We start from the raw sequence: 24,405 nt of genomic DNA on the forward strand, positions 1-24,405 counted from the left end.
GCCAAGATACTAAGTTTATGTATTCAATAGCTTTTGTAAAATTGTGATTGGCCGTAAAATTCATAATGCACCAAAATGGTGCTGAAGTGCATCATTCTGGTGCCGCTTATGCCGACTCTTAGTGTAGCGGAAAATAACGGTATTGAAAAAAAATCAGGAAAAGTCGACAGGGAATTTCTCTTTCACGTAAAAAAAAGAGTAGAATATGCACCCTTTAGTTTTAAATCGCGTTAGCCTGGTGGTCATTATGGTCATCTAGTGCCACAGAGGAAACATTTACATGAGCGTCACTGCTTCATCTTTAGACAAACTGCGTAATATCGCAATCATTGCCCACGTTGACCACGGTAAAACGACCATGGTTGATAAACTGTTACAGCAATCAGGTACTTTTGACTCTCGGGCCAAATTACAAGAGCGTGTAATGGATTCTAATGCACAAGAGTCTGAGCGGGGTATTACTATCCTTGCTAAAAATACCTCTGTGCGCTGGAACGGTTATCAGATCAACATTCTGGACACACCGGGTCACGCCGACTTCGGTGGCGAGGTAGAGCGCGTATTGTCAATGGCCGATTCAGTACTGTTGCTGGTTGACGCCGTAGAAGGCCCAATGCCACAAACACGTTTTGTTACTCAAAAAGCGTTTTCTCATGGTTTAAAGCCGATTGTGGTTATCAATAAAGTTGATAAGCCAGGTGCCCGTGTTGATTGGGTTATTGATCAGGTATTTGATTTGTTCGATAACTTAGGCGCTTCTGATGATCAATTAGATTTCCCAATTGTGTATGCATCAGGCTTAAATGGTTGGGCGTCGTTAGAAGCTGATGTGAAAAAAGACGACATCACCGACTTATTCGAAGCCATTATCAAATATGTTGCGCCACCAGAAGTGGAAGTGAATGGCGAAACGCAATTACAGGTGTCGCAATTAGATTATTCAAGTTACTTAGGTATTATTGGTATCGGCCGGATTAAACGCGGTTCATTAAAGCCAAACCAACAAGTGACTATTGTGGGCGCTGATGGCACCAAGCGTAATGGTAAAGTAGGCCAAGTGTTTGGTTACTTAGGTTTAGAGCGTATTGAAACCACTGAAGCCACCGCAGGTGACATTGTTGCCTTTACCGGTTTAGGTGAATTAAAGATCTCTGACACTATTTGTGCCACAACAAAAGTAGAGCCATTACCCGCACTGCAAGTTGATGAACCAACGGTTACGATGACATTCCAAGTAAACACCTCTCCGTTTGCTGGTAAAGAAGGTAAATTTGTTACTTCACGTCAAATTCTAGAGCGTTTAACTAACGAACTGAAACACAACGTGGCGTTACGTGTTGAAGAAACTGAAGACGGTGATAAGTTCCGTGTTTCAGGTCGTGGTGAATTGCACTTAGGCGTGTTAATTGAAAACATGCGCCGTGAAGGCTTTGAATTAGCCGTATCACGCCCAGAAGTGATCATGAAAGTGGTTGATGGCGTGAAAATGGAACCGATGGAAAACGTGACCATTGACTGTGAAGAGCAAAACCAAGGCTCTATTATGGAAAAAATGGGCGAGCGTAAAGCTGAAATGACCAATATGCAACCCGATGGCAAAGGCCGGATCCGTATGGATTTCTTAATGCCAAGCCGTGGTTTAATTGGTTTCCGTACAGAATTTATGACCATTACTTCAGGTACTGGTTTAATGTACCATAGCTTTGATCACTACGGTGAGCACAAAGGCGGTAACATTGGTCAGCGTACCAATGGTGTAATGATTTCTAACGCCATGGGTAAAGCTGCTGGCTATGCAATTTTCTCATTACAAGAACGTGGCCGTATGTTCATTGGCCATGCTGAAGAAGTGTATGAAGGTCAGATAATCGGTATTCATAGCCGTAGCAACGACTTAACGGTTAACTGTTTAAAAGGCAAACAGTTAACTAACGTACGTGCGTCTGGTACTGATGAAGCCATTACCTTAGTTCCGCCAATTCGCTACACGCTGGAACAGGCGTTAGAGTTTATTGATGACGACGAGTTGGTAGAAGTGACACCAAAATCTATCCGTATTCGTAAGCGCCATTTAACTGAAAACGATCGTAAGCGCGCTAGCCGCGGTTAATTGTATTCAGTGACACAGGGTGTTATTTAAAAGCCCCCGGCCTATGCCGGGGGTTTTTGTTTCTGGTTATAAACGGTAACGTTAAGGGGCAACCTGCTGCAGTATTAATCCGCAAATATAAGCACCATAAGTGCCTATGCCGTAGCCTAATACGGCTAATAACACACCAACTGGGGCCAACGACGGATGAAATGCTGCGGCAACCACGGGGGCTGAGGCGGCACCACCAACATTGGCTTGACTACCTACCGCCATATAAAATAACGGTGCTTTAATCAGTTTAGCGACAAATAACATTAAGCCAGCATGGCACGCCATCCAGACAATACCAACCACAAACATTAATGGATAATCTAAGATCGCGGTCACATCCATTTGCATGCCGATAGTGGCAACTAAGATATATAGAAAGAGAGTACCAAATTTAGAGGCGCCAACGGCTTCGAGTTTGCGCGCGCGGGTCATGGATAACAGTAATCCCAAGGTTGTGGCCACAACCACCAGCCAAAAAAACTTACTGGTTAAGCTGTACATGGCTAATTGCGGCGCCGTTTGTTCGATCCAAGGCGAGATCCAATCTGCAACCAGATGGGAAAAACCAGTGATCCCAAAGGCAATGGCAATAATTAAGATAAAATCGTTTAGCTGCGGGATCCGAGCATGCTCCGCTTGATAATGCTCAATTTTTTGCTGTAAATGCCGAATCGCTGAGGTATCGGCCCCGGTTTTTTTATCAAAATACGCCGCTCGGCTGGCCATAAATAACAGTACGGCCATCCACATATTGGCGACGATGACATCGACCGTGATCATCACCGAAAAGATGGTACCATCGACGTTAAATACTTCTTTCATGGCGGCTTGATTGGCCCCGCCGCCAATCCAGCTACCGGCAATTGTTGTCATACCGCGCCAAATATCACCCCCTAATGCCTCCGGATACAGCGAGCCTAATGTCAGTAGCGCTAAAGGGCCACCAATCACAATACCGAGCGTACCTGTAAAAAACATAATTAGGGCCTTAGGGCCCAAGCCCATAATGGCTTTAAAATCTACGCTTAAGGTCAATAAGACTAAACTGGCGGGTAACAGGTAGCGAGAGGCCATGCTATAAAGGGAGGAGCCTTCGCCATCAATAATGCCAAAGCTATTAAATAGCGAGGGAATAAAGTAACAGAGCAAAAGCGCCGGCACATAGCGATAGAACGCTTTACAGTAGCGATGATCACTGTGGCTAGTGTAAAACACCGCGCCAAGAATAATAGCAAGGATCCCTAACACAACAGCGTCGTTGGTAATCAGTACAGCATTGTTAGACATAACGGTCACAACACAAGGTTTAAGATAAACTACAACGATACCGCAGTTCATTATGTGCTTGCTAGGGCTGGATTTAATACTAAGAAAAAAATCTATTCTGTTGGCACTGCAAAGGGATGTAATTTGTAGATTGCTTGCAGTGTAAAGTTGAGATAACCCCTTTATATGAAGGGCTTTTAGCTAAAGGACGCTTAAAAGCAGCAACGCATGCCGTTTTAGCGTACACTTGCCAAGTCAGGTCGGTTGCCAAGTAAAAAACCTTATGTGCTTTTACGTTAGCAACTAAACTTGCTGTAAATCAAATCCGCAACGACGGATCTTAAGTATTATTAAATGCAACAATGCAGGAGATTCACAATGAATAATATTAATAGACGTAGTTTTTTTAAGATTTCAGCTGGTGCTGTTATTGGTTTAACTGCAGGTGGTGTAAGTTTACGGGCGATGGCAGCAGAGCCGGTGAAGTTAGACGATCCTTTAGCAACCGCCATGAAGTACACCCATAAATCAGAAAAGGAAGGCCAAAATTGTGCTAACTGTAATCTGATCCAAGGCGAAGATGGTCAGGAATGGCGCCCATGCGCAATTTTCCCGGGCAAATTAGTGGCAGCAGAAGGTTGGTGCCAAGCGTGGGTTAAAAAGATCTAAGCGAGTGAACTAGGCAACATGGCAACCCATTTGTCTTGTTGTGTTTACTATCGCGTAACACCTTACCATAAGCCGGCTTGCCGGCTTTTTTTATGCGGTTCGGTTGAACACAAGGTGTGCAGTACAGAGGTGACAGCCGCTTTTAGTACCAAGTAAGCGTGTCATGAAAAAGTCATAAAGTCTTGCTACTGTGAATCTACACAGGTTTATAGGAGCAGTGGTATGGCCATATCGTTGACGATTTCAAAACGGGTTGTGTTACTGGGGTTGGTGCCTTTAGTGCTGCTTATTATGGTACTGCTAGCAAGCTTTTGGATGGCAAGTGCGAAAGATCGATTATTTAATCAATTATATGATGAACATTTAGCGATACTCACCGACATTATGGTGCCGCAGAAAATTCTACAACAGCAAGGGTTAGCACAACTACAGCAGTATCGAACAGGTTGGGTTTCTCCCGACGCTACAGTGCAAAATGTAACAGCATTACTCGTTGAAGCAGAGCAACGCTGGGAAAAATTTGTTGCAGCACGTGTGGCAAAATCTGATGCGGATCAAGCAATATTTCAACAATTAGATACCACTTTCGCCCAAGCAATAAAGCATTATAAAGAATGGCTTACGTATGCAGGAACCGATGCGCTCCTTATTCGTATTTTAAACGAGTCTACAATTAGCAATGAAGTTTCGCAAAGAATTACCCCCTTCACTGAGCTAGCCGAACAGTTTATTCAACAACAATTAGCCACCGCGGCAACCGTGCGCGATCAGGCTGGTGCATTTACGCAAACCATGGTGCACGTCTACGTTTTTGGTGGTACGGGTTTAGCGTTATTAATGATTGTATTGGTTTGGCAAACCCGTCGAGCAGTAAATCAACCTTTGCAAGGATTGTGCGCCTTATTGCACCAGCTAGCGCAACATGCAGATTTGCGCTTAAGAGCGGATGAACAAGGGCGAGATGAAATTGCTGATGCGGCCAAAGCGCTGAATGTCATGCTGGCACGATTTGCTAGTTTGCTTAAAGATATTGATGGCAGTTCAGACTTGCTTGGGCAGCAAGTTATCCATGTACAGCAGGTGAGTGAACAAGTGAATACGGGGGCTAGGCAGCAAGCAAAACAAGCGGATCAGCTTAGTATGGCCGTTACTGAATTATCTACTGCTTTGCAGCAGGTGGTGGCTGATACACAAGTTGCGTTAAAACGGACGCAAGTTACCCAACAATTATGTACACAAGGCGCAAGCGTGACGAAACAAAATATGCAAAACACGGAACAGCTCGCATTAAAGATGAGTGAGGCCAGTGCCATTATTCGCGATCTGCAACAAGACTCAACCAAAATAGCGGGCGTTTTAGAAGTTATTGGTCAGATTTCTGAACAAACAAATTTATTGGCGTTAAATGCTGCTATTGAAGCCGCTCGAGCAGGTGAAGCGGGGCGGGGGTTTTCGGTTGTAGCAGATGAAGTAAGAACATTATCTGGTAATACTAAAGCCGCTACTGAATCGATTCGACATATGATTACGACCTTACAAACACAAGCAAATTATGCTGTAAGTGCTATAACGCTTGCTACAGAACAAACTGGGCAAGGAGTAATACATGCTCGGCACACAGAAGACGTGTTTCATAATATTTCGTTGGAAGTACATGAATTAGCCGGGTTGAATAAGCAAATTGCACAAGCAACCGATAGTCAACAGCAGGTTACAAACCGTTTTATTACGGGTATCAGTGAGCTGCATGCCGCCAGCCAACAATTGCATGATGGGGCAGCAAGTTCTGCACAGGCCAGTGAACAGTTATCGGCTTTAGCCCAGCAATTGAACGTGAGTTGTCGTTTGTTTCATATAATTTGACGCTATACGTTAACGCTGCTGATATTAAATTACCGTCTGTCATATTATTGAAATATAAGTTTGGCAAACTAGTGTCATAAAATGTACATCTCATTCAAACGTTAGAAAGACTACTCTTCAGAGGAACGAAAATATGAATATGAAAACTTTTGCTAAACTCGCCCTGGTTTCAGCCGTTTCACTTAGTTTTGCTGTAACAGCGCAAGCAACGCGCGATACCATTCAAATCGCCGGTTCTTCTACCGTGTTACCGTTCTCTTCTATTGCTGCTGAAGAATTTGGTAATAACTTTGCACAGTTTAAAACCCCGGTTGTGGGCTCTGGTGGTTCTGGTGGCGGTTTACGTCAGTTTTGTCAAGGTGTAGGCACCAACACTATCGATATTGCTAACTCATCACGTGCTATTCGCCCAGCAGAACTTGAAGCTTGTAAGGCCAACGGTGTTAATCAGGTTGTTGAAGTTAAAATTGGTTATGACGGTATTGTGTTTGCGTCACGTGTTGATGCAGGTACCTTTGCTTTACAACCGGTACATGTATTTTTAGCGCAAGCGGCCAAAGTACCTCAAAATGGAAAGATGGTTGATAACCCTTATAAGCGTTGGTCAGAGATCGACAAATCATTACCTGACCAAGCAATTTTGTTAGCGATCCCAGGTTCAAATCACGGTACTCGTGAAGTTTATGAAGAGAAAGTAATTATTGATGGCTGTAAAACACTGCCAGAAGTACAAGCAATGAGCTCAGATGTACAAAACCAATTCTGTTTAGCCATGCGTACCGATGGTAGCGTAGTTGAAATTGCAGGTGATTACACTGAGACCTTAGCTCGTCTTCAAGCACAAAAAGATGCTGTTGGCGTATTTGGTTTAAGTTTCTACGAATCAAACCGTGATCGTATCAAAGTAGCTACTGTAGGTGGTGTCGTGCCAACAGTTGATAATATTATTGCTGGTACTTACCCGGTAGCTCGCCCTCTGTTCTTTTATGTTAAAGGTGAACATATTGGCGTGATCCCAGGTTTACAGCAATTTGCAGAATATTTTATTTCTGATGCTACCTCAGGCGAAGGCAGCCCATTAGAAGCAGCAGGTTTAATTCCGTTATCTGATGATGAGCGCGCTGAGGTATTAGCGACGATTCGTAGCAAAAAAGTACTGTAATACGCTTTAATACATCTAAGCCACCTTTGGGTGGCTTTATGCATTTGTGACAATGACTTTTCATTGTCATAAAACTGCAATCTTTAGACTTTATGCTATACCTATATTTTTTGATCTCTGTTCAGTAGCGGAGTACTGATGAACAATCTTTCTTTAATTTTGATGTTGCTGGTGCTAATGGCAATTGCCTACCAATTTGGTATGACACGAAGCCGTAGTATTGCTGGTGGCAACAACAGTTCCAGCATGCATTCACGACCACATCATTACGGTATGATGGTTGGGCTTTGGGCGGTATTGCCGCCACTTGCCGTGATGTTAGTGTGGAATTGGCTTGCTCCAAGTGTTATTGACGGTATGGTTATTGCCAGTATTCCGGCTGAATTTAAACCAGAATTAGAGCAAGCCGCTATTGTAATGCGCCGGATCAGTAACTTAGCAGCGAACTTTGGTATTGTGGCGGAAGCAGCTGATTGGGAGCTCAATGCTGCGAGTTATCTTACTGGATTAAAGCAACAAAGTGCCTTAATGCTTACCGCGTTAATGTTTGTGGTAGCCTCGTTGGGTTTGTTACTGAGTTTTAGAAAGATCCAGCCTTCGTTACGCGCAAGACATCAAGTAGAGCGCGTTACTATGGGCTTGTTATTGCTTTGTTCTACAGTTGCTATCTTGACCACCGTCGGTATTGTGTTATCGATGGTGGGGGAAACGCTGAAATTTTTTACCTTTGTTAAACCCTCTGAGTTCTTTTTTGGCACAACCTGGAACCCACGATTTTCTACTGCAGGCGTAGCTGATGGTTCGCTAACCGGTAGTCAAGGCAGTTTTGGCTTGTTACCACTGCTTTCTGGGACCATGTTAGTGGCGCTTATTGCCATGATTGTTGCGATACCCTTAGGGTTAATGGTTGCCATTTATTTAGCAGAGTATGCGCCGAGTAAGGTTCGTAACACGGTAAAGCCAGTTATTGAGATTTTGGCTGGTATCCCGACCATTGTGTATGGTTTTTTTGCGCTCGTTACGGTGGGACCCTTTTTAAGCGACATCGGCGCGTCCATGGGATTAACTATCCGTGCCACTTCAGCCTTAACGGCAGGTGTGGTTATGGGCATTATGATAGTGCCGTTTATTTCCTCTTTGTCTGATGACATATTAACGCAAGTTCCAAAAACGCTTCGTGATGGTTCCTTGGGTTTGGGTGCGACTAAATCAGAAACCATTCGTAAAGTGGTGTTGCCAGCGGCATTGCCAGGTATCGTTGGTGCGGTATTGCTCGCGGTTAGCCGCGCCATAGGTGAAACAATGATTGTGGTGCTAGCAGCGGGTAATAGTCCGTCTGTCACAGCCAACCCGTTTGAAGCAGTTTCAACAGTAACGGTCACCATTGTTAACCAATTAACCGGTGATAATGATTTTGCGAGTCCGCAATCTTTAGTGGCTTTTGCCTTGGGGTTAACCTTGTTCGTGATTACCCTGTTATTAAATGTGGTAGCACTAGTTATCGTGCGCAAGTACCGTGAACAATACGAGTAATAAATGATGACGACTGAAGTAAAAAATCTTAAAGGTTCAAGCCTTGCCAGAAGTAAGGTGCAACAACAGGTCATTAATTCGTTGCAAAAGCGTCATCGCCAAGAAAAGCTATTTCGCGGTGCCGGCGTGACAGCGGTAGCGATTAGCTTATTGCTAGTGGTATTGCTGTTCGTGAATATTTTTTCTAAAGGTTTGCCTGCGTTTTGGCAACATGCGATCAAGGTCGATATCTATTTTGATCCGGCGGTGGTACAAATTGCAGAAAAACCGGTGCAACAGGCCGATGAGAGCGATAATGATTTTCGGCAACGTGATTTAGAGTGGCGTTCGTCGGTAGGGATGATTAACTTTAATCGGCTGATTTTAGACGGTTTAAATAAAGTGATCCCCGATGGTCAAGCACATCGTCGCGATTTACAGCGCGTCGTCACATCAGGTGAGCGTTTTGCGATTCGTGATATGGTAATCAATGATCCCAGTGTTATTGGTACTACCAAATCATTATATTTGTTAACCGATGCCAATATTGATGTTTGGTTAAAAGGTAATATTGATCGCTCACTGAGTGATGCACAACAGCAATTAAGTCCTAAAATGCGCGAGTGGGTAGAGAGCTTAAAAGCACAAGGGATTATCCAAAACCGGTTTAGTTTTGCCTTGTTTATGAACCCCGATTCACGCAGTTCTTTAGCTTCAGCAGGTTTAGCAGGTGCATTTATGGGCTCGCTGTACATGATGTTAGTGGTGATTGTATTGGCGATTCCGATGGGCGTGGCAGCGGCTATTTATTTGGAGGAGTTTGCGCCTAAAAATAAATTAACCGATTTGGTTGAAGTTAACATTAACAACTTAGCGGCAGTTCCATCAATTGTGTTTGGTTTATTGGGCGCATCCATCTTTATTGGTTGGTTTAATTTACCCATGTCTGCACCGGTGGTTGGGGGATTAGTATTAACATTAATGACGTTACCCACGGTGATCATTGCCACCCGTTCAACGTTAAAAGCCATTCCGCCTTCTATTCGTCAAGCGGCGTTAGGGTTGGGGGCATCAAAAAGCCAAGCGGTTTTCCATCATGTATTACCCTTGGCTATCCCAGGTATTTTAACGGGGTCTATTATTGGTGTGGCGCAAGCGTTAGGCGAATCAGCGCCATTGTTACTGATTGGAATGAAATCATTTGTCGCGTCGGTGCCAACCAGCGCCATGGAACAATCGACTGCTTTACCGGTGCAAATATATTTGTGGCAAGGTAATGAGTTACGTAACTTCTTTGAAGCAAGAACGTCGGCGGCAATTATTGTGTTGTTAGCGTTAATGTTGTCATTGAACAGTTTAGCCATTTGGCTACGTAAACGGTATGAAGTGCGCTGGTAAATTGCCTTGGCTGGCACCCCTTATCTAAGCAGATTACAGGATATAACAATGAGTGAAAGTGTAGCAGTAAACAATGCGGCCAAGGTAAAAATGACCGCGCGCGATGTAAAAGTATTCTATGGCGATAACCAAGCTATCCATGGTATTGATATGGATATTATTGAAAATGAAGTTATCGCCTTCATAGGGCCATCTGGGTGTGGTAAATCGACCTTTTTGCGTTGTTTAAATCGGATGAATGACACCATAGATATTTGCCGGGTAACAGGTGAAATTGCGTTAGATGGTCAGAATATTTATCATCCATCATTAGATGTGGTGCAATTACGTGCTCAAGTGGGCATGGTATTTCAAAAGCCAAACCCTTTTCCAAAATCGATTTATGAAAATATTGCCTATGGTCCTAAATTGCATGGCTTAGCCAGTAAAAAATCTGACTTAGATGATATTGTTGAATCAAGCTTACGCCGTGCCGGTTTATGGAACGAGGTAAAAGATCGTTTAAGCCAACCTGGCACAGGGTTGTCGGGTGGTCAACAGCAGCGTTTATGTATTGCTCGGTCTATTGCCGTGAGTCCAGAAGTTATTTTAATGGACGAGCCGTGTTCGGCATTGGATCCTATTGCAACCTCAATTATTGAAGAATTAATTGACGAGTTAAAGCAAAACTTTACCATTGTTATCGTTACGCACAATATGCAGCAAGCCGCGCGTGTATCAGACAGAACAGCGTTTTTTCATTTAGGTAATTTAATTGAGTTGGGCGTGACCAACGATGTCTTTACGAATCCTAAGCAAAAGAAAACGGAAGATTATATCACCGGTCGCTACGGTTAATTTAGCGCTAGCGAGTCTGCTGCAGGAAAAAACTTACTAGAGGTAACAAAAAAAGAGCGATTTTCGCTCTTTTTTATTATTAATTTTCCGGCTGTCATAAAATTATCATAAAAAAGAAATAAAATTGCCATCACTCAAGATGAGATTAAATCACTTACTACGCAATCACTTTTATTTTAACCATGTGGAGAAGATCAATGAATACCATCAAGTTAAGTCTAGTTGCTGCTGCGCTTAGCACTGTTTTTTTACCTGCTCTGGCTGCTGATGTCGAGATTTATGGTCGTGCCCATTTATCGCTTGATTCGCTTGATAATGGCGTTGACAGTGGTACCAATGTGTCTAGTAATTCCAGCCGTTTGGGGTTTCGTGCTAAAACTGAGCTTGACGGTGGGTTAGAGGCGTTTGCACAGATTGAACAAAATATTCGTTTTGATGAAGGTGCGGGCAGTTGGGCCTCCCGTGATTCGTTTGTTGGGATCCGAGGTGATTTTGGTACTGTTCGCTTGGGCCAGTTTGACACGCCGTTAAAGTCGATACGGGGCAAAGTTGATATGTTCGGCGATCGTGTGGGTGACATTCGTAACTTGACTCGCACATCAACGGCAGGGAATACCAATGCCAATATTGGTAATGTATTTGACGAGCGTTTCAAAAATGGTGTGCATTATCAAACGCCTAAGTTCGGGAATTTTGTATTCGATATCCACTACACCCCACATAATACTGAAGGTGCAACCGTGGACAATGTTCGCGAATCTTATAGTATGGCGTTAAGCTATGAAGTGTCAGGGTTTTATGCAGCCATTGCTTATGAGACTTTTGAAGGTCAAAACGATCTTGATCCAAATGCGTTACGTTTAGGTGCGTACTACGATGTTACGTCTGACTTCCGAGTGTCGGGGATGTTTCAAAGTGCCAGTGATATACCAGGTGGTGATCGTAATGTGTATGGTTTAGGTGCTAGTTATAAGCTAGGCGATTATATACTGCGTAGCCAATATTATGTTGCGGCAGAGAATGATGTCGCTGATTCTGCTGCATCGATGCTTGTCGTAGGAGCCGATCGTCGTCTTGGCAAAGATTTAACCTTATATGTGGCCTACGGCATTACTTCAAATGAGGATGCTGCCGCGTTCCGAGTGTCGGCAGGTGGACGTGATACACAAATGGCTGCCATTGCGGGCGAGAATAGCAGTGGGTTATCACTGGGTATCCAATACAATTTCTAACGCATTTCTACTGCGCGTTTAAATGCCCTCCCTTAATGCCCTGTGAGTATGCTTGCAGGGCATTTTTCATTTTTGCTCACCATTTTTGTTCACATGACATCTGCACCATTAAAAATTTCTTTGTGATGCGTGAGAAATTCTGCAAAAAAATGAAATTATTTAAAGGATGAAATTTAATTTATTTAAAAATCAATAATTTGTGTTTTTTTCTGCCTGCCAGCATTCATCAAACTGTAATAAAAATGTGCTAGACAAGCCGTGACTTGCTGTCTATAGTTTCATCATCCACCAAGACGAGGGCAGGCAGATGAATAAAAAAACCTTAACGATTGTTGCAGTCGCCGCCGCTATGGCAATTACCGGTTGTTCGACTATTACTTCGCAACAATACAGTTACCAATTAGATGAAGAGCGTATGAAGAGTGAACCCGCTTTAACGCGTACGTCAGCTCACACTGGGCATGTAGTGTGGGTAAATCCCCCACAAAAGCGCGTTAAAGTAGAGAATTAGTAATAAAATAGGCCCGCGTTGCGGGCCTAGTGTTTTTTGTTTGATAACGTAAAGTATTAATGGTTTCTTATTGACATACGTTATTAGTATTTATAAGAGAAACTTAACGAATAGCTTTGGCCTTCTGTACGCTGCTGTAAAATTTCCCCTTGTTGTAGGATCTCAACATTTTGATCAAGAAGATTTTTAAGCCCTAATTTCACAGTCATATTATTAACAGGCGTATAGCTGTAGGTGAAATCAAGTGAGTTAAATGGCTGCTCAAACGCATCATCTTTCTCATTTACACCGGCAAAAGCAATACGTTTACCAAAGACGTTATAGGTTAACGTAGCATTGTGTTTATCATCGTCAGAGTCAAAACCTAATTGTAAGTTAGCCACATATTTAGAGTGACCACTTAAACCCCGTTCTAAATTTGTTAAGTTTGCTCCAGGGAAACGTTGAATACTGATCTCTGATTCGCTTAATGTCAGGTTTCCTGCTACGAAGAAGTTATCAGTGAGGCGACCAAGATCACCACCAAACATATCTAGCTGTTTAAGAAATTCCGCTTCTACCCCGTAAACACTGCCGCTTTCTGCGTTACGGAACGACATCAACAAGTTACCGTCTGAGCCTGAAAGTTCAATGGCTTCAATTGGATTTTCCAAGTCTTTATAGAAGACCCCAATACTGTAATTACTAGTATCGTAGTACCATTCTAAACGCACATCGGCGCTGTTGATATCAGTGCTTTTAAGGCCTGCGAAGCCCGTCACTTTAAAGTCGGTTAACGGATCAACATACAATACAGGCGTTACTTCACGTAAGTCAGGCCTAACAACAGTTTGGCTATAACCAAAGCGTGCTTGTAAATCGTCGTTTATAAACCACGTAAAAGAGACCGCGGGATAAAAGCCATCTTCTAATAAGACTGAATCGGTAAGGCTACCACTTACTTCGCCATTCGCGCCAAGTGGCAGGGAGATTTGTTTAAAATCCTCGTAGCGCACACCAATATTGATGCGGAACTTATAATCATAATTGAGTTCCACTGCGCCATACGCCGCGTCGATCATTTGTGCAGCTAAATAATCGTCTGCTTGCGTGGTCACGTTTGAGACTTTAAAACGATTGCCAGCATCTAAAATATTGTCATTCGAGAAAATCTCAGAGAAACGGCCAGAAAGTTGTTGTAGCGTATAGCCGACGGTGTCGAAGTTAAACCGATCCGTTTGTGCATCACGGCTACGTTCAAAGTAGGCATAACCGCCCGTTAATGCCAGCTCTGCTTTACCCCAAGTTAGTGGTAGTTTTGCATTCCAGCTCAAGTTCTCAGTGTCATCATTCATGTCACTGAAACTGTAGTTCACCGCGTTTTGATTGCGGCGTACAAATGAAAATACGCTGCCATCCTCTCTGGTTTCATTTAATGTACGGTATTCTACTTCACTTGGTGCATAACGACGGGCTTTGGCATCGGTATATTGCCAATCAATAGCCAAATCCATCAAGAACGGTAAATTGTGACGACCACGAAGCTGATTGCTCAACATGGTGCGTTCTTCATATAAAATGCTGGTGTCGGTATTAAAACGATTCGGTTCATTGATCGTTTCAATGCTGTCACCATTTTTTATTTTTATTTCGTCTTTCGTATCACGCAGATAAATCGTTGATGTTTCGATACGGTGATCTACGCCCAATTCCAAACCAAAGTTAAGCATGCCCGACAATTTAACTTGATGCTCTGTGCCTTTGATATCGTCATATAAGTTAAGCGGTGTAAGTGATTGGCCAGTAACTGAAAAATAACGTTCTTTTTCTTCAATGTTTTGAGTTGAGCGATCGTAACTGATGCCCGTCATCACCCCAAAGACAACATTTTTTGCTAAATCAAAACGTGTACCAAAAGATAAGCTGCCATCAAAGTCGGGTTTTACTGAGGTACGGCTGATATCTAAATCACGATTGAATGCCGTGCCTAATTCACGCACAATAGTTTCAGCTTGAGCAAGGTTAGTACCGTTAATGCCGCCAAGCGCTTCAGCAATATTAATGGGTGTTAAGGTACCATACAGCGCTTGTGCGTTAGCTAATTCAGCTGAAATGCCCCGCGTCCCGTCGTCTTTACCACGCCAATCATCACCGCCACCAGCATATTCAAAACCGTCATCGCTGTTCAGGCTGTTGTACCCTGTGCCCACAGACACGTTAAACGTGGTTTGCAGTGGGATAGCCGCTGTCCGGATATTCACATTACCACCACCAAAGGCTGCGGGTAATTCGGGTGAGTAGGCCTTTTGTACCACCAAGCTTTCGATAATACCGGCTGGAAACATATCCAGCGGAATAACATTGCGTGTTGGATCGGGGCTTGGCACCATGGCGCCATTTAGTAGCGTGCTGGAGTAGCGCTCACCTAAGCCACGAACGTAAATAAATTTGTCTTTTACTAAGGTTAAGCCGGTGACCCGACGTAATGCAGTTGCTGCATTGCTGTCACCCGCTCGAGAGATCTGTTCCATCCCTAATAACTCGGCAACATAAGGTTGCTCACGTCGTTCAGCTGCAGCCGATGCGGCCGAACTCATTAAACGACCTGAAACTGAAATACGTTCTACGTCTTCTTGTTCAGCTTGTGTTGGCGCGGTTGTTTCTTGTGCGATGGTGTTTAATGACATCATCGCGGTGGTCGCGCTTAGCGCCAGCAACACGCTGCGGCCAACACGACTGATATTAAATTTTTGCATGCTGCTCATCTGAAAGTCGTCCTATCAGCTCTAAAAGGTACTTGCGAGAAAAGAAGGATATATAAATAACAAAAGCACTGCCGGATTCACCCGGCAGTGCTTTACTGGTTAGTCTTGTAAACCAACCGTCCAGCCTGCAGTCCAATCACGGCCTTCTTTAACGGCACCGATAAAGTCAACGTTTTCAAAGAACGGGTTAACTGTCGACATCACTTTTGGTGTAGTTGTATCAATGGTATAAATACCCTTTAATACCGCAGCCTGGTTAGGCGCTACACTATTGCCTTCTTGGGCAAGGAACCACTGTTCAACAGTTGTACCGTTACCCAAATTACCTCTGAACGGCTCAGCACAGGCAATAACAGAGTGGGTCATTTGTAGTTCACCGCTTGCAGCTAATGCGCGTGACTCGTTTGATTCAATTTCTAAACATTCACCCATGCCAGTTGGGCCTGTGATGATAAAGTTATGTAACTTCGCGTTGGTACCTGCACGCAGTAATACACCCTCTGAATCGTCATCGCCATCAAAGTTATTACCGATAATAGTCATGTTAGCAATAATCGGGTTAGATACCGGTAGTGCTGTAAAATTACCTGATTGGTTATCGGCTTCGATTCCGCGGTTAGCCTTGGCGTCATCAGCATCATGTTTCACAATTACGAATTGCATATTACCGCGCCAGCCATCTGCCCAATCCAGTGAATCATCACCGTTTGACGTTAAGACCACGTTTTTACAGCTCACTGAACCACCAAAGAACTCCACACCGTCGTCGACGTTTTGGTGTACTTGGATATTAGAACACTGTGTCTGTGAACCCACACCAAAGAAGGTGATGCCATTGAGTTCGTTATCTGGAATAACTTCAAATCCTGCGTGTTTCACCACAACATAATTTAAACGGCCGCTGTTATCCTCCCAGTTAGCACCACCGTATGGACCTGCATCACCTTCTGCTTCAATTTGACAACTGGCTAGGTTAGCTTGGTCACATTTGTTACTCGGTGCATTGCCTAATAACACTAAACCACCCCACTGACCGGCAGCGGTGGGTGAACCAATTACGTCTTGAACCGAGGTCATAACGATAGGATTTGCCGCTGTACCATTGGCTTCAATTTTAGAGCCGCGGGTAATAACTAGGAAATCCGCGCCGGACTTACCAAAAATGGTAACACCTGGTTGAATAGTTAGTGTGGCATTACTACGGTTGTCATTACCAATACGCACTCGGCCACTTAACACATAGTCGGCACCTGTTGCCAAAGTAACGTTAGTGGTAATATCACCACTTAATTGACAGTTTAAACGTCCTGTTAAGCTGTTAACTTGAGTTGTACCAACAGGACACGCGGCTAAATCATCTTCTGGGTGCAGGCCAATGGTCCAACCTTCGGTCCAGTCATTGGTACCATCAAAAGCACCGATATAAGTGACATTGTCAAACCACGGATCAACGTTATTCGCAACATTATAGCCATTGCCTAAAGCCGGAGAGTTTGGTGCAGGAATATAGCCCCCTAGTAAGGCATCGCCCACGATATTACCCGGTTGCGCGCGGAACCAGGCTTCAGCGTTCAAGGTTACGTTACCTGCCGCATCAACAGAATTTCTGAAGGGCTCAGCACAATCAATAATTGAATTACGGAAGATAATTTGGCCATTGCCAGCATTAGCAACAGACTCGTTAGAGTTAATTTCGAAACATTCACCCATGCCTGATGGACCAGTAACGATGATGTTATATAATTCACCTGCGGTGCCAGCACGTAATAAAATGCCCTCAGAATCGTCTTCGCCATCAAAGTTGTTACCAATGATGGTCATGTTAGCAATGCGTGGTTTTGATACAGGCGTAGCGGTAAAGTTACCTGATTGGTTATCGGCTTCAATTCCGCGGTTTGCTTTGGTATCATTTTGCGCTTTGCGTACTAACACGTGTTGCATACGACCAGTCCAGCCGTCTGCCCAATCTAAAGAATCATCGCGGTTACCGGTTAATACCACGTATTTGGCATCAACAGTACCACCGAAAAATTCAACACCATCATCTAAGTTATTATGTACTTGAATATATTCAACTACTGTACGGCTACCTACACCACCAAAGGTTATGCCATTGAGTTCATTATCGGGGATAACTTCAAAGCCAGCATAACGCACTTGAACATATTTTAATGCGCCACTGTCATCTTCAGGGTTAGAGCCACCGTATGGCCCAGCTTCACCTTCCGATTCTACACGGCAATTTGCTAAGTTAGCTGGATCACATTTGTTGGTGGGGGCATTACCTAAAATAACTAAACCACCCCATTCAGCGGTGGATTCTTCGTCTGATAAACCTAACATATCGTTTACAGAGGTCATAATGATGGGGGCTGTGCGTGTTCCGACGGCTTGAATTTTAGAGCCTCGGGCAACCACTAAAAAGTCTGCACCGCTTTTCCCAAAAAGGGTTGTACCAGGTTCAATCGTCAGGGTGGCACTGTTGGCATTGTCGTTACCTACAGCAACTTTACCACTTAACGACCACGCGATATTGGCGGTTAAACGTGTATCGCTAGTGATCGTGCCAGTAATCTCACACACGGGTTTGTTAACGCCAGCTAAACTAGTACCTTGAGTAGAAAAGCTTGGGCAAGCACTTACTACAGGTGGTGGCGTGCTACCACCGCCGGTGCCACCGCCAGTATTATTGTTGCTATTGCTACCAGCGTTAACGACTAAATCGCCGCCACAGCCAGCTAACATCAAGGCTGATGCTATCGCGCTTAATTTAACCATTTTGCGTAAAGCCATTACCATCTCTCCGTAAATATGAAGTTTTAATGAACATTAACTAAGGGATTTAGATGAGCGCTAAGCTAGCTGAATGCTGTGACGCTTTTATTACAAGAAGATGCGTTGAAATATTAGGTTTAACGGTACGAGGATTTATGCGCCTTACAGGGCAGCGTGACACAAATAATTCATTTTACTGTCATAAAGCTTGGTGCTTTTACTCTGTAGAAAGGAGCTTATCAAGTTGTACTGTTTTCTATGGCAATCTGTTTTTTATGACAATCTGCTTGTCATGGCAATCTTGTTGGAGAGCCGCGTAACAAAGGATGCTATTTTTCATAAAAGTGTCATAATTTAAATGGATACTGCAATACAGGTGATAAATGATTAACACAGGTGAAAAAATGTCGTCTCGGAAGATTTTAGTCGTTGAAGATGAAGCGCCCATTCGTGACATGTTGTGTTTTGTATTGGAGCAAAATGGCTATCAAGCGGCAACAGCCGCCGATTATAATAACGCTATAGAGATGTTGGTTGAGCCTTACCCCGATTTGGTCTTGCTAGACTGGATGTTACCTGGTGGCAGCGGTATCCAAATTGCAAAAAAAATGAAGCAACATGAGTTAACGCGCAATATCCCTATTATTATGATCACTGCTCGCGGTGAAGAAGAAGATAAGGTCCGTGGACTAGAAGTAGGCGCGGATGATTACGTGACCAAGCCGTTTTCACCCAAGGAGTTGATGGCGCGGATTAAAGCAGTGATTCGCCGAGTTGCACCCACTAGCTTAGATGAAGTGATTGAAGTGCATGGTTTAAAGCTTGATCCTGTATCACATCGGGTGACGGCAGAAGAGTATCCTTTAGATATGGGACCAACGGAATTTCGATTATTACACTTTTTTATGACCCATCCGGAGCGGGTTTACAGTCGTGAACAACTGCTTGATCATGTGTGGGGAACCAATGTCTATGTTGAAGATCGTACGGTAGATGTTCATATACGACGGTTACGAAAAGCCATTTCGCATGCGGGGCACGATCGGTTAGTGCAAACGGTACGCGGTTCGGGTTACCGCTTTTCGGCTAAGTAGTGTTTAATGCGCGTATTGCTCTCTAAAAAAAATTTATTGTTGCGTGTGCTGCCATTGTATTGTTTGGCAGCAATCATTGGCTGGATGTTTGGTCAGGCGTTACTTTTTTTGTGTTTGCTCAGTTTTGGGCATCTTTGGTGGCAATATAAGCACATTTTTTTGCTCGATAAATGGTTGTGGCGCGATCGTAAGCTAACCCCTCCTGCTGGTGACGGGAGCTGGCAGCAAATATTTGATGGTATTTATTTTCAACAACGCCGTGAGCGTCGTAAACGTAAAGAATTACGCACCTTAGTTAGGCGCTTTCGTGATGGTGCTGAAGCCCTCCCCGAAGCGGTTGTGGTGCTTAGCGAAGACTGGAGTATTATTTGGTGCAACAAGTTAGCGCAATTGCTAGTTGGTTTACGTTGGCCCAGTGATGAAGGACAGCGTATCGATAATCTTATTCGCTCACCTGAATTTCATCAATATCTCAAGCTACAAAGCTTTCAACAACCGTTAGAAGTCATGTCACCTACCTCCTCCAGCGTAATGTTGGAGTGTAAAATTATGCCTTATGGTAAAGCACAGTTTTTATTAATTGTGCGAGATATCACCCAATTAAAACAGCTTGAGCAAATACGCAAAGATTTTGTGGCGAATGTGTCGCACGAATTGCGTACGCCCTTAACGGTGTTGCAAGGGTATTTAGAAGTCATGGACGTTGATAGCCAACCGGCTCACGCCATATGGCAAAAAGCCCATCCGGTCATGTTAGAGCAAACTCGCCGGATGGATGCGTTGGTCCAGCAATTATTGACCTTGTCGCGCATAGAAGCTGCGGCTCGCGTACAGTTTGAGCAAGAAGTGGATGTGCCCGCGATGCTTAAATTAATTGAACAAGAAGCGGAAACCTTGAATCGTGATAAGCAACACACCCTAGTCTTTGACATCGATATGACGTTAACAGTAACTGGGGCGCAAGATGAATTGCGCAGTGCCTTCTCCAATTTAGTTACCAACGCCATTAAGTATACGCCAGCCGCTGGCAGCATTAAGGTGAGTTGGCAGCGAGAGCATCAGCGAGCGGTATTTACCGTGCAAGATAATGGTGAGGGGATTGCCGCCCATCACGTTAAGCGCTTAACTGAGCGTTTCTACCGTGTAGATCAAGCTCGCGCCAGAAATACCGGTGGTACTGGCTTGGGTTTAGCCATTGTAAAGCATGTATTGTCGCGGCATAACAGCCAGTTAATGATTTTCTCTGAGCCAGGGCATGGCAGTACCTTTTCGTTTGCGATACCGCCTGAGCTGGTATTGAGTGCACAGACGCCCAAAAAGCGCGCTAAATTTAAGGTTAAGTAGCGCACCGACTAATCGTTGATTTTCGCTACACACCCTTACGTTTAGACCCTGTTTTAGATGATTGCTTTTAAGTGCACAGTATATGTGCTTAGCCGTCTGTCTCTAATTGCGGGTTAACGTGGTTTAGCAAATCCTGCAACGCCGGGATATCCAGTTTAAACGCAATTTTCTTTAAGGTTTTTTGTTCTTGTACTAAATCGGCCGTTAACACGCTTTGTTGCTGTAACCAGCTTGGTGGCAGTTGCAATTGTAATTGTTGAACCGCTGCCTGAGCACTAAAAAGGGGTAAAAAATCATCGCGACGTTTTTGATTTAGCAACACAGCTAAGCGCAGTAAGACCAATAAATTAATGACCACAGGCAAATCATACAAGCTAAAGTAGGGGATCTCATCGGCGCGAATTTTACGACGATGAAAACGAACTAAACAGGCCAGTAAGTTTTGTTGCTCTTGGTTAAAACCGGGTAAATTGGCATTTTGTAAGATATAAGCAGAATGCTTTTGCACACCCGATGAGTTGATATGTAAACCAATTTCAAACACGGTTGCCGCAAAACCTAACAATAGGGCCTCTTCTTCGCCTAAATGCCAACTGTCTTTTACGTGTTCAAATAATGCCAGCGCAGTAGCCCGCACCCGACCTGCTTGAGCTTGATCAATATCATAGCGGGTTACTAGGCTTTGCATGGTTTGTTCACGGATATCCAGATGCTGCATACGATCACTCATTTCGTATAACACCCCTTCGCGTAATGCAGCATCGATATACACTAATTGCTCAATTTGCAGCATTTGAAAGGCTGCAATTAAGATACTTAACCCTGAGCAGAGTAATAATTTACGATCTTCTGTTAGTCCCGGTAAATCTAATTGTTGGCAATGTTCGAACTTAAGCAGATAGCTTTGTAACCGCAGTAAATGGGTTAAGTCAACGGGGCCGTTACTCCAGCCAAATCCCTGAATAATATCGCGAATGGTTTTAATGGTACCCGAGGTACCAACAACTTGCTGCCAACCCGCAGCGCGAAAACTACTAACGATAGGCTCTAGTTCTTGTTCAGCTTGAATAATCGCGCGGTTAAAGCGTCGGGCAGAAATTTTGCCTTGGCTAAAGTGGCTTTTGCCGTAGCTAACACATCCCATATTACGGCTACTTAAGCGCAGCGGTTGAGCTGCTTCACCAATGGCAAATTCGGTACTGCCACCGCCGATATCGATAACCAGACGCCGGCCATTAAAGTGTTCAAAGTGCGCGACGCCTTGATAAATAAAACGGGCTTCTTCTTGACCTGAGATCACTTCAATAGGAAATGGAAACAGCGTTTTAGCGCGCCTTAAAAAAGTAGCCGAGTTTTTTGCTCGGCGTAAGGTATAGGTGGCAATAACACGCACCGATTGCGGCGCAAAAGGCTGTAGCGTGTCAGCAAACTGGCGCAAAACGTTTAACCCGCGCTCGATGGCTTCTTCGCTTAAAACGAGTTCTTCGTTTAGTCCTTCAGCCAATTGCACCTTTTGTTTTTCTCGGTGCAATAACTGAATATCGCCTTTTACCACTCGGGCAATAACCATATGGAAGCTGTTAGAGCCGAGGTCTACGGCGGCAATATAAGGTGCCGCACCTTGTTCTGGTAGTGTTTGTGTTGTCAAAGCTCGTGATCAGCCTGTTGCAATAAAGAGTGGGCCTGTGCTGCGAAAAACTCGTAAATACTCTGCTGGGAGCGAATATTACGTTTATTTCCACGTTTAACATAGGCATTGGTTTGCTTAGCGTCAATAGTACGGGCTTTCACGTTATCCCGCCACTGAATATCTAAGGTGCTTAGTACGGTTTGCTTAATTTTTGCATCAAACAGCGGCACACCCACTTCAACGCGTTGATCAATATTACGTGTCATCCAATCGGCAGAAGACAAATACACATCGGTATCACCGCCATTGTGGAATACATAAACTCGCGTGTGCTCTAAGAACCGATCTAAAATACTGATAATTTTGATATTTTGGCTTATGCCGGCAATGCCGGGCACTAACGAACACATGCCGCGAATAATCATGCGGATTTTTACTCCCGCTTGGCTGGCTTTGTAGAGCAGTTGCACAATCTCTTCATCAACCAAATTATTCACTTTAAGGAAAATCTCTGATTTTCGGCCACTTACTGCGAAATCGATTTCACGCTGAATCAACTGTTGTAACTTGGGGCGGCTCCATGTAGGGGAAACAATTAGATGGTTAAAGACAAATGGCCGGTATGAGTACTGAATAAACTCAAATACTTGCTCCACTTCTGCGGTGATCTCTGGATGACAGGTAAACAGGCTCATATCGGTGTAAATACGTGCTGTTTTCTCATTAAAGTTACCAGTACCAATGTGGCAATATTTTACGGGCTTGCCTTTTTCTAAACGCGTTATGGCACAAATTTTTGAGTGGATCTTTAATGTGGTTTGGCCAAAAATCACCTCTATACCCGCATCGGTCATGCGTCGCGCCCAATTGATATTGTTTTCTTCATCAAAACGCGCTTTTAACTCAACCACAACAGTGACTTTTTTACCATTACGTACGGCATCCAGTAAGGAGTGAATCACTCGTGAATGTTTTGCCACCCGGTACATGGTAATTTTGATGTGGGTCACTTTAGGATCGAAAGAGGCTTGCCGTACCCATTCTGTAAAATAACCAAAGCTGTGGTAAGGGTAATACAGCAAAATATCGCTATTACGTATGGCGTCAAAGGTGGTGGCATGCTGTTCAAAATCAATGCTTGGCAAGGGTGGCAGAGGCGGGAACTCCATGCTCTGGTGCCCTAAATTGGGAAAGCCAATAAAATCTTTAAAGTTGCGATAACGACTGCCGGCAATTAGCGCATCTACTGAGCTTGTTCCTAATTGCTTTGTTAGCACTTTTAGCATTTGCTCTGGCATCGCGGCATCATAAACTAAGCGTGTGGGCTCAGATTTTAGCCGTTGTCTAATGCCTTTAGACATTTTATCGATCAAGCTCTGATCTAGCGTATCACTGATATTATATTCGGCGTCGCGGGTAAGTTTTAATGAGAAGGCACAAATGCTGTCAAACTCAAAAAAGCCCTGAAATAGATCGGCAATACAATGGTTAATAATGTCGTCTAATAACAATATTTGCCGACGATAATGCCCATTCTTTTTGCGCGTATTTAAATTTAACGGCAGTTCGATAAAACGCGATAATTCTGTTGTTGGTACCTGCACAATGGCATATTCAGGTTTGTTTTGCCCGGTCATCTCCACCATAAGATAGGTAGTATTATCTTCTAGAATTTTGCCCAGTGACGCGTCGGCGCTAGACAAAATTATTGGCGAGATATGTTTCTTAACTTCATTGTTAAAATAGTTTCTTACCCAGGTTGATTGCAGCTCGGTAAGTTTACTGTCATCAATTAATTCGATGTTGTGTTTACGCAGCTCTAACTGAATATCTAAGTAGATCTTATTAAACTGTTTACCCAGCTGCAGCACTTGGTTCTGAATTTCAATTAATAGCAGTTCTGCATCTTCATGTTCATAGGTTTGATATTTTTTCAATAAGATACGGCGTTTTACATCGGCCACCCGCACACGGAAAAATTCGTCGAGGTTATTTGAGTAAATCCCCAGAAAACGTAAACGCTCAATAGGCGGGTTACGGGTATCTGCGGCTTCTTGCAGCACTCTGCCATTAAAGGCTAGCCAGCTGAGTTCTCGTGAAAATAACGGGTATTCTGCTTGGATGATGGGGGTGTTTTGCTGTTCCATTGATTTTGCTCCTGCTAACTGCCTGCAAAGCACTCTATTTCATTTTTATGACAGAGCAATGACAGCTTCAGCGCATTG

The 24,405-nt window shown here is 43.9% G+C and carries 16 protein-coding genes; 11 read left to right on the top strand and 5 right to left on the bottom strand.

The window, feature by feature from the left end; all coding sequences use genetic code 11:
* The first annotated feature begins 280 nt into the window (after positions 1-280).
* Complete coding sequence (gene typA / locus IE070_RS10185; protein WP_189483090.1) at positions 281-2,110, top strand: translational GTPase TypA; 1,830 nt, start codon at positions 281-283, stop codon at positions 2,108-2,110.
* 81 nt (positions 2,111-2,191) lie between these two features.
* On the opposite strand, the gene IE070_RS10190 is transcribed toward typA, so the two are convergent.
* Positions 2,192-3,430: a DUF819 family protein gene (locus IE070_RS10190; protein ID WP_189483091.1), complete on the bottom strand. Its 1,239-nt coding sequence runs from the start codon at positions 3,428-3,430 to the stop codon at positions 2,192-2,194.
* 357 nt (positions 3,431-3,787) lie between these two features.
* On the opposite strand from IE070_RS10190, the gene IE070_RS10195 reads away from it, so the two are divergent.
* The 8 genes from IE070_RS10195 (at position 3,788) to IE070_RS10230 (ending at position 12,593) form a co-directional block, all read left to right on the top strand.
* The gene (locus tag IE070_RS10195) at positions 3,788-4,078 is read left to right on the top strand and encodes a high-potential iron-sulfur protein (RefSeq protein ID WP_189483092.1); all 291 of its coding nucleotides are present in this window, start codon (positions 3,788-3,790) and stop codon (positions 4,076-4,078) included.
* 222 nt (positions 4,079-4,300) lie between these two features.
* Positions 4,301-5,941: a methyl-accepting chemotaxis protein gene (locus IE070_RS10200; RefSeq protein WP_189483093.1), complete on the top strand. Its 1,641-nt coding sequence runs from the start codon at positions 4,301-4,303 to the stop codon at positions 5,939-5,941.
* A 133-nt stretch (positions 5,942-6,074) separates the two neighbouring features.
* Positions 6,075-7,103 carry a substrate-binding domain-containing protein gene (locus IE070_RS10205; RefSeq protein WP_229797024.1) on the top strand — a complete coding sequence of 343 codons (1,029 nt, stop codon included), beginning with the start codon at positions 6,075-6,077 and terminating at the stop codon, positions 7,101-7,103.
* A 138-nt stretch (positions 7,104-7,241) separates the two neighbouring features.
* Positions 7,242-8,636, top strand: coding sequence for a phosphate ABC transporter permease subunit PstC (pstC, locus tag IE070_RS10210; RefSeq protein WP_189483094.1), 1,395 nt, complete (start codon positions 7,242-7,244; stop codon positions 8,634-8,636).
* Positions 8,637-8,639: 3 nt separating this feature from the next.
* The gene (gene pstA, locus IE070_RS10215; protein ID WP_229797025.1) at positions 8,640-10,013 is read left to right on the top strand and encodes a phosphate ABC transporter permease PstA; all 1,374 of its coding nucleotides are present in this window, start codon (positions 8,640-8,642) and stop codon (positions 10,011-10,013) included.
* Between the two features lie 48 nt (positions 10,014-10,061).
* A complete protein-coding gene (gene pstB, locus IE070_RS10220) occupies positions 10,062-10,850 on the top strand; it encodes a phosphate ABC transporter ATP-binding protein PstB (protein WP_189483095.1) in 789 nt (262 codons plus the stop codon).
* A gap of 197 nt (positions 10,851-11,047) precedes the next feature.
* Complete coding sequence (locus tag IE070_RS10225) at positions 11,048-12,082, top strand: porin (RefSeq protein ID WP_189483096.1); 1,035 nt, start codon at positions 11,048-11,050, stop codon at positions 12,080-12,082.
* 307 nt (positions 12,083-12,389) lie between these two features.
* Positions 12,390-12,593 (top strand): hypothetical protein, encoded by a 204-nt coding sequence (locus IE070_RS10230; protein ID WP_189483097.1) that lies wholly within the window; start codon positions 12,390-12,392, stop codon positions 12,591-12,593.
* Between the two features lie 83 nt (positions 12,594-12,676).
* Here the strand turns inward: IE070_RS10230 and IE070_RS10235 are convergent, their stop codons facing one another.
* Together IE070_RS10235 and IE070_RS10240 are read right to left on the bottom strand one after the other, a co-directional pair.
* Positions 12,677-15,328, bottom strand: a complete 2,652-nt coding sequence (locus IE070_RS10235; RefSeq protein ID WP_229797026.1) for a TonB-dependent receptor domain-containing protein — start codon at positions 15,326-15,328, stop codon at positions 12,677-12,679.
* Between the two features lie 108 nt (positions 15,329-15,436).
* Positions 15,437-18,130 (bottom strand): beta-helix domain-containing protein, encoded by a 2,694-nt coding sequence (locus tag IE070_RS10240; RefSeq protein WP_189483099.1) that lies wholly within the window; start codon positions 18,128-18,130, stop codon positions 15,437-15,439.
* 386 nt (positions 18,131-18,516) lie between these two features.
* Between IE070_RS10240 and phoB the strand changes: the two genes are divergently transcribed.
* Positions 18,517-19,206 carry a phosphate regulon transcriptional regulator PhoB gene (gene phoB, locus IE070_RS10245; protein ID WP_189483100.1) on the top strand — a complete coding sequence of 230 codons (690 nt, stop codon included), beginning with the start codon at positions 18,517-18,519 and terminating at the stop codon, positions 19,204-19,206.
* A gap of 6 nt (positions 19,207-19,212) precedes the next feature.
* Positions 19,213-20,550, top strand: a complete 1,338-nt coding sequence (phoR, locus tag IE070_RS10250) for a phosphate regulon sensor histidine kinase PhoR (RefSeq protein ID WP_189483101.1) — start codon at positions 19,213-19,215, stop codon at positions 20,548-20,550.
* A gap of 88 nt (positions 20,551-20,638) precedes the next feature.
* On the opposite strand, the gene IE070_RS10255 is transcribed toward phoR, so the two are convergent.
* A complete protein-coding gene (locus IE070_RS10255) occupies positions 20,639-22,198 on the bottom strand; it encodes a Ppx/GppA phosphatase family protein (protein WP_229797027.1) in 1,560 nt (519 codons plus the stop codon).
* Positions 22,195-24,327, bottom strand: a complete 2,133-nt coding sequence (ppk1, locus tag IE070_RS10260) for a polyphosphate kinase 1 (RefSeq protein ID WP_189483102.1) — start codon at positions 24,325-24,327, stop codon at positions 22,195-22,197. Before ppk1 ends, IE070_RS10255 begins: the two co-directional genes overlap by 4 nt.
* Positions 24,328-24,405: the final 78 nt, after the last annotated feature.

The organism is Alishewanella tabrizica, from assembly GCF_014652375.1.
GTDB classification, from domain to species: domain Bacteria; phylum Pseudomonadota; class Gammaproteobacteria; order Enterobacterales; family Alteromonadaceae; genus Alishewanella; species Alishewanella tabrizica.

What these genes read in the sequence shown, in the direction of transcription:
- typA (WP_189483090.1), top strand. Translation starts at nt 281, where the DNA reads ATGAGCGTCACTGCTTCATCTTTAGACAAACTGCGTAATATCGCAATC.
- IE070_RS10240 (WP_189483099.1), bottom strand. Translation starts at nt 18,130, where the DNA reads ATGGCTTTACGCAAAATGGTTAAATTAAGCGCGATAGCATCAGCCTTG.
- IE070_RS10225 (WP_189483096.1), top strand. Translation starts at nt 11,048, where the DNA reads ATGAATACCATCAAGTTAAGTCTAGTTGCTGCTGCGCTTAGCACTGTT.
- phoB (WP_189483100.1), top strand. Translation starts at nt 18,517, where the DNA reads ATGTCGTCTCGGAAGATTTTAGTCGTTGAAGATGAAGCGCCCATTCGT.
- IE070_RS10230 (WP_189483097.1), top strand. Translation starts at nt 12,390, where the DNA reads ATGAATAAAAAAACCTTAACGATTGTTGCAGTCGCCGCCGCTATGGCA.
- ppk1 (WP_189483102.1), bottom strand. Translation starts at nt 24,327, where the DNA reads ATGGAACAGCAAAACACCCCCATCATCCAAGCAGAATACCCGTTATTT.
- pstC (WP_189483094.1), top strand. Translation starts at nt 7,242, where the DNA reads ATGAACAATCTTTCTTTAATTTTGATGTTGCTGGTGCTAATGGCAATT.
- pstA (WP_229797025.1), top strand. Translation starts at nt 8,640, where the DNA reads ATGATGACGACTGAAGTAAAAAATCTTAAAGGTTCAAGCCTTGCCAGA.
- pstB (WP_189483095.1), top strand. Translation starts at nt 10,062, where the DNA reads ATGAGTGAAAGTGTAGCAGTAAACAATGCGGCCAAGGTAAAAATGACC.
- IE070_RS10190 (WP_189483091.1), bottom strand. Translation starts at nt 3,430, where the DNA reads ATGTCTAACAATGCTGTACTGATTACCAACGACGCTGTTGTGTTAGGG.
- IE070_RS10205 (WP_229797024.1), top strand. Translation starts at nt 6,075, where the DNA reads ATGAATATGAAAACTTTTGCTAAACTCGCCCTGGTTTCAGCCGTTTCA.
- phoR (WP_189483101.1), top strand. Translation starts at nt 19,213, where the DNA reads ATGCGCGTATTGCTCTCTAAAAAAAATTTATTGTTGCGTGTGCTGCCA.
- IE070_RS10195 (WP_189483092.1), top strand. Translation starts at nt 3,788, where the DNA reads ATGAATAATATTAATAGACGTAGTTTTTTTAAGATTTCAGCTGGTGCT.
- IE070_RS10235 (WP_229797026.1), bottom strand. Translation starts at nt 15,328, where the DNA reads ATGCAAAAATTTAATATCAGTCGTGTTGGCCGCAGCGTGTTGCTGGCG.
- IE070_RS10200 (WP_189483093.1), top strand. Translation starts at nt 4,301, where the DNA reads ATGGCCATATCGTTGACGATTTCAAAACGGGTTGTGTTACTGGGGTTG.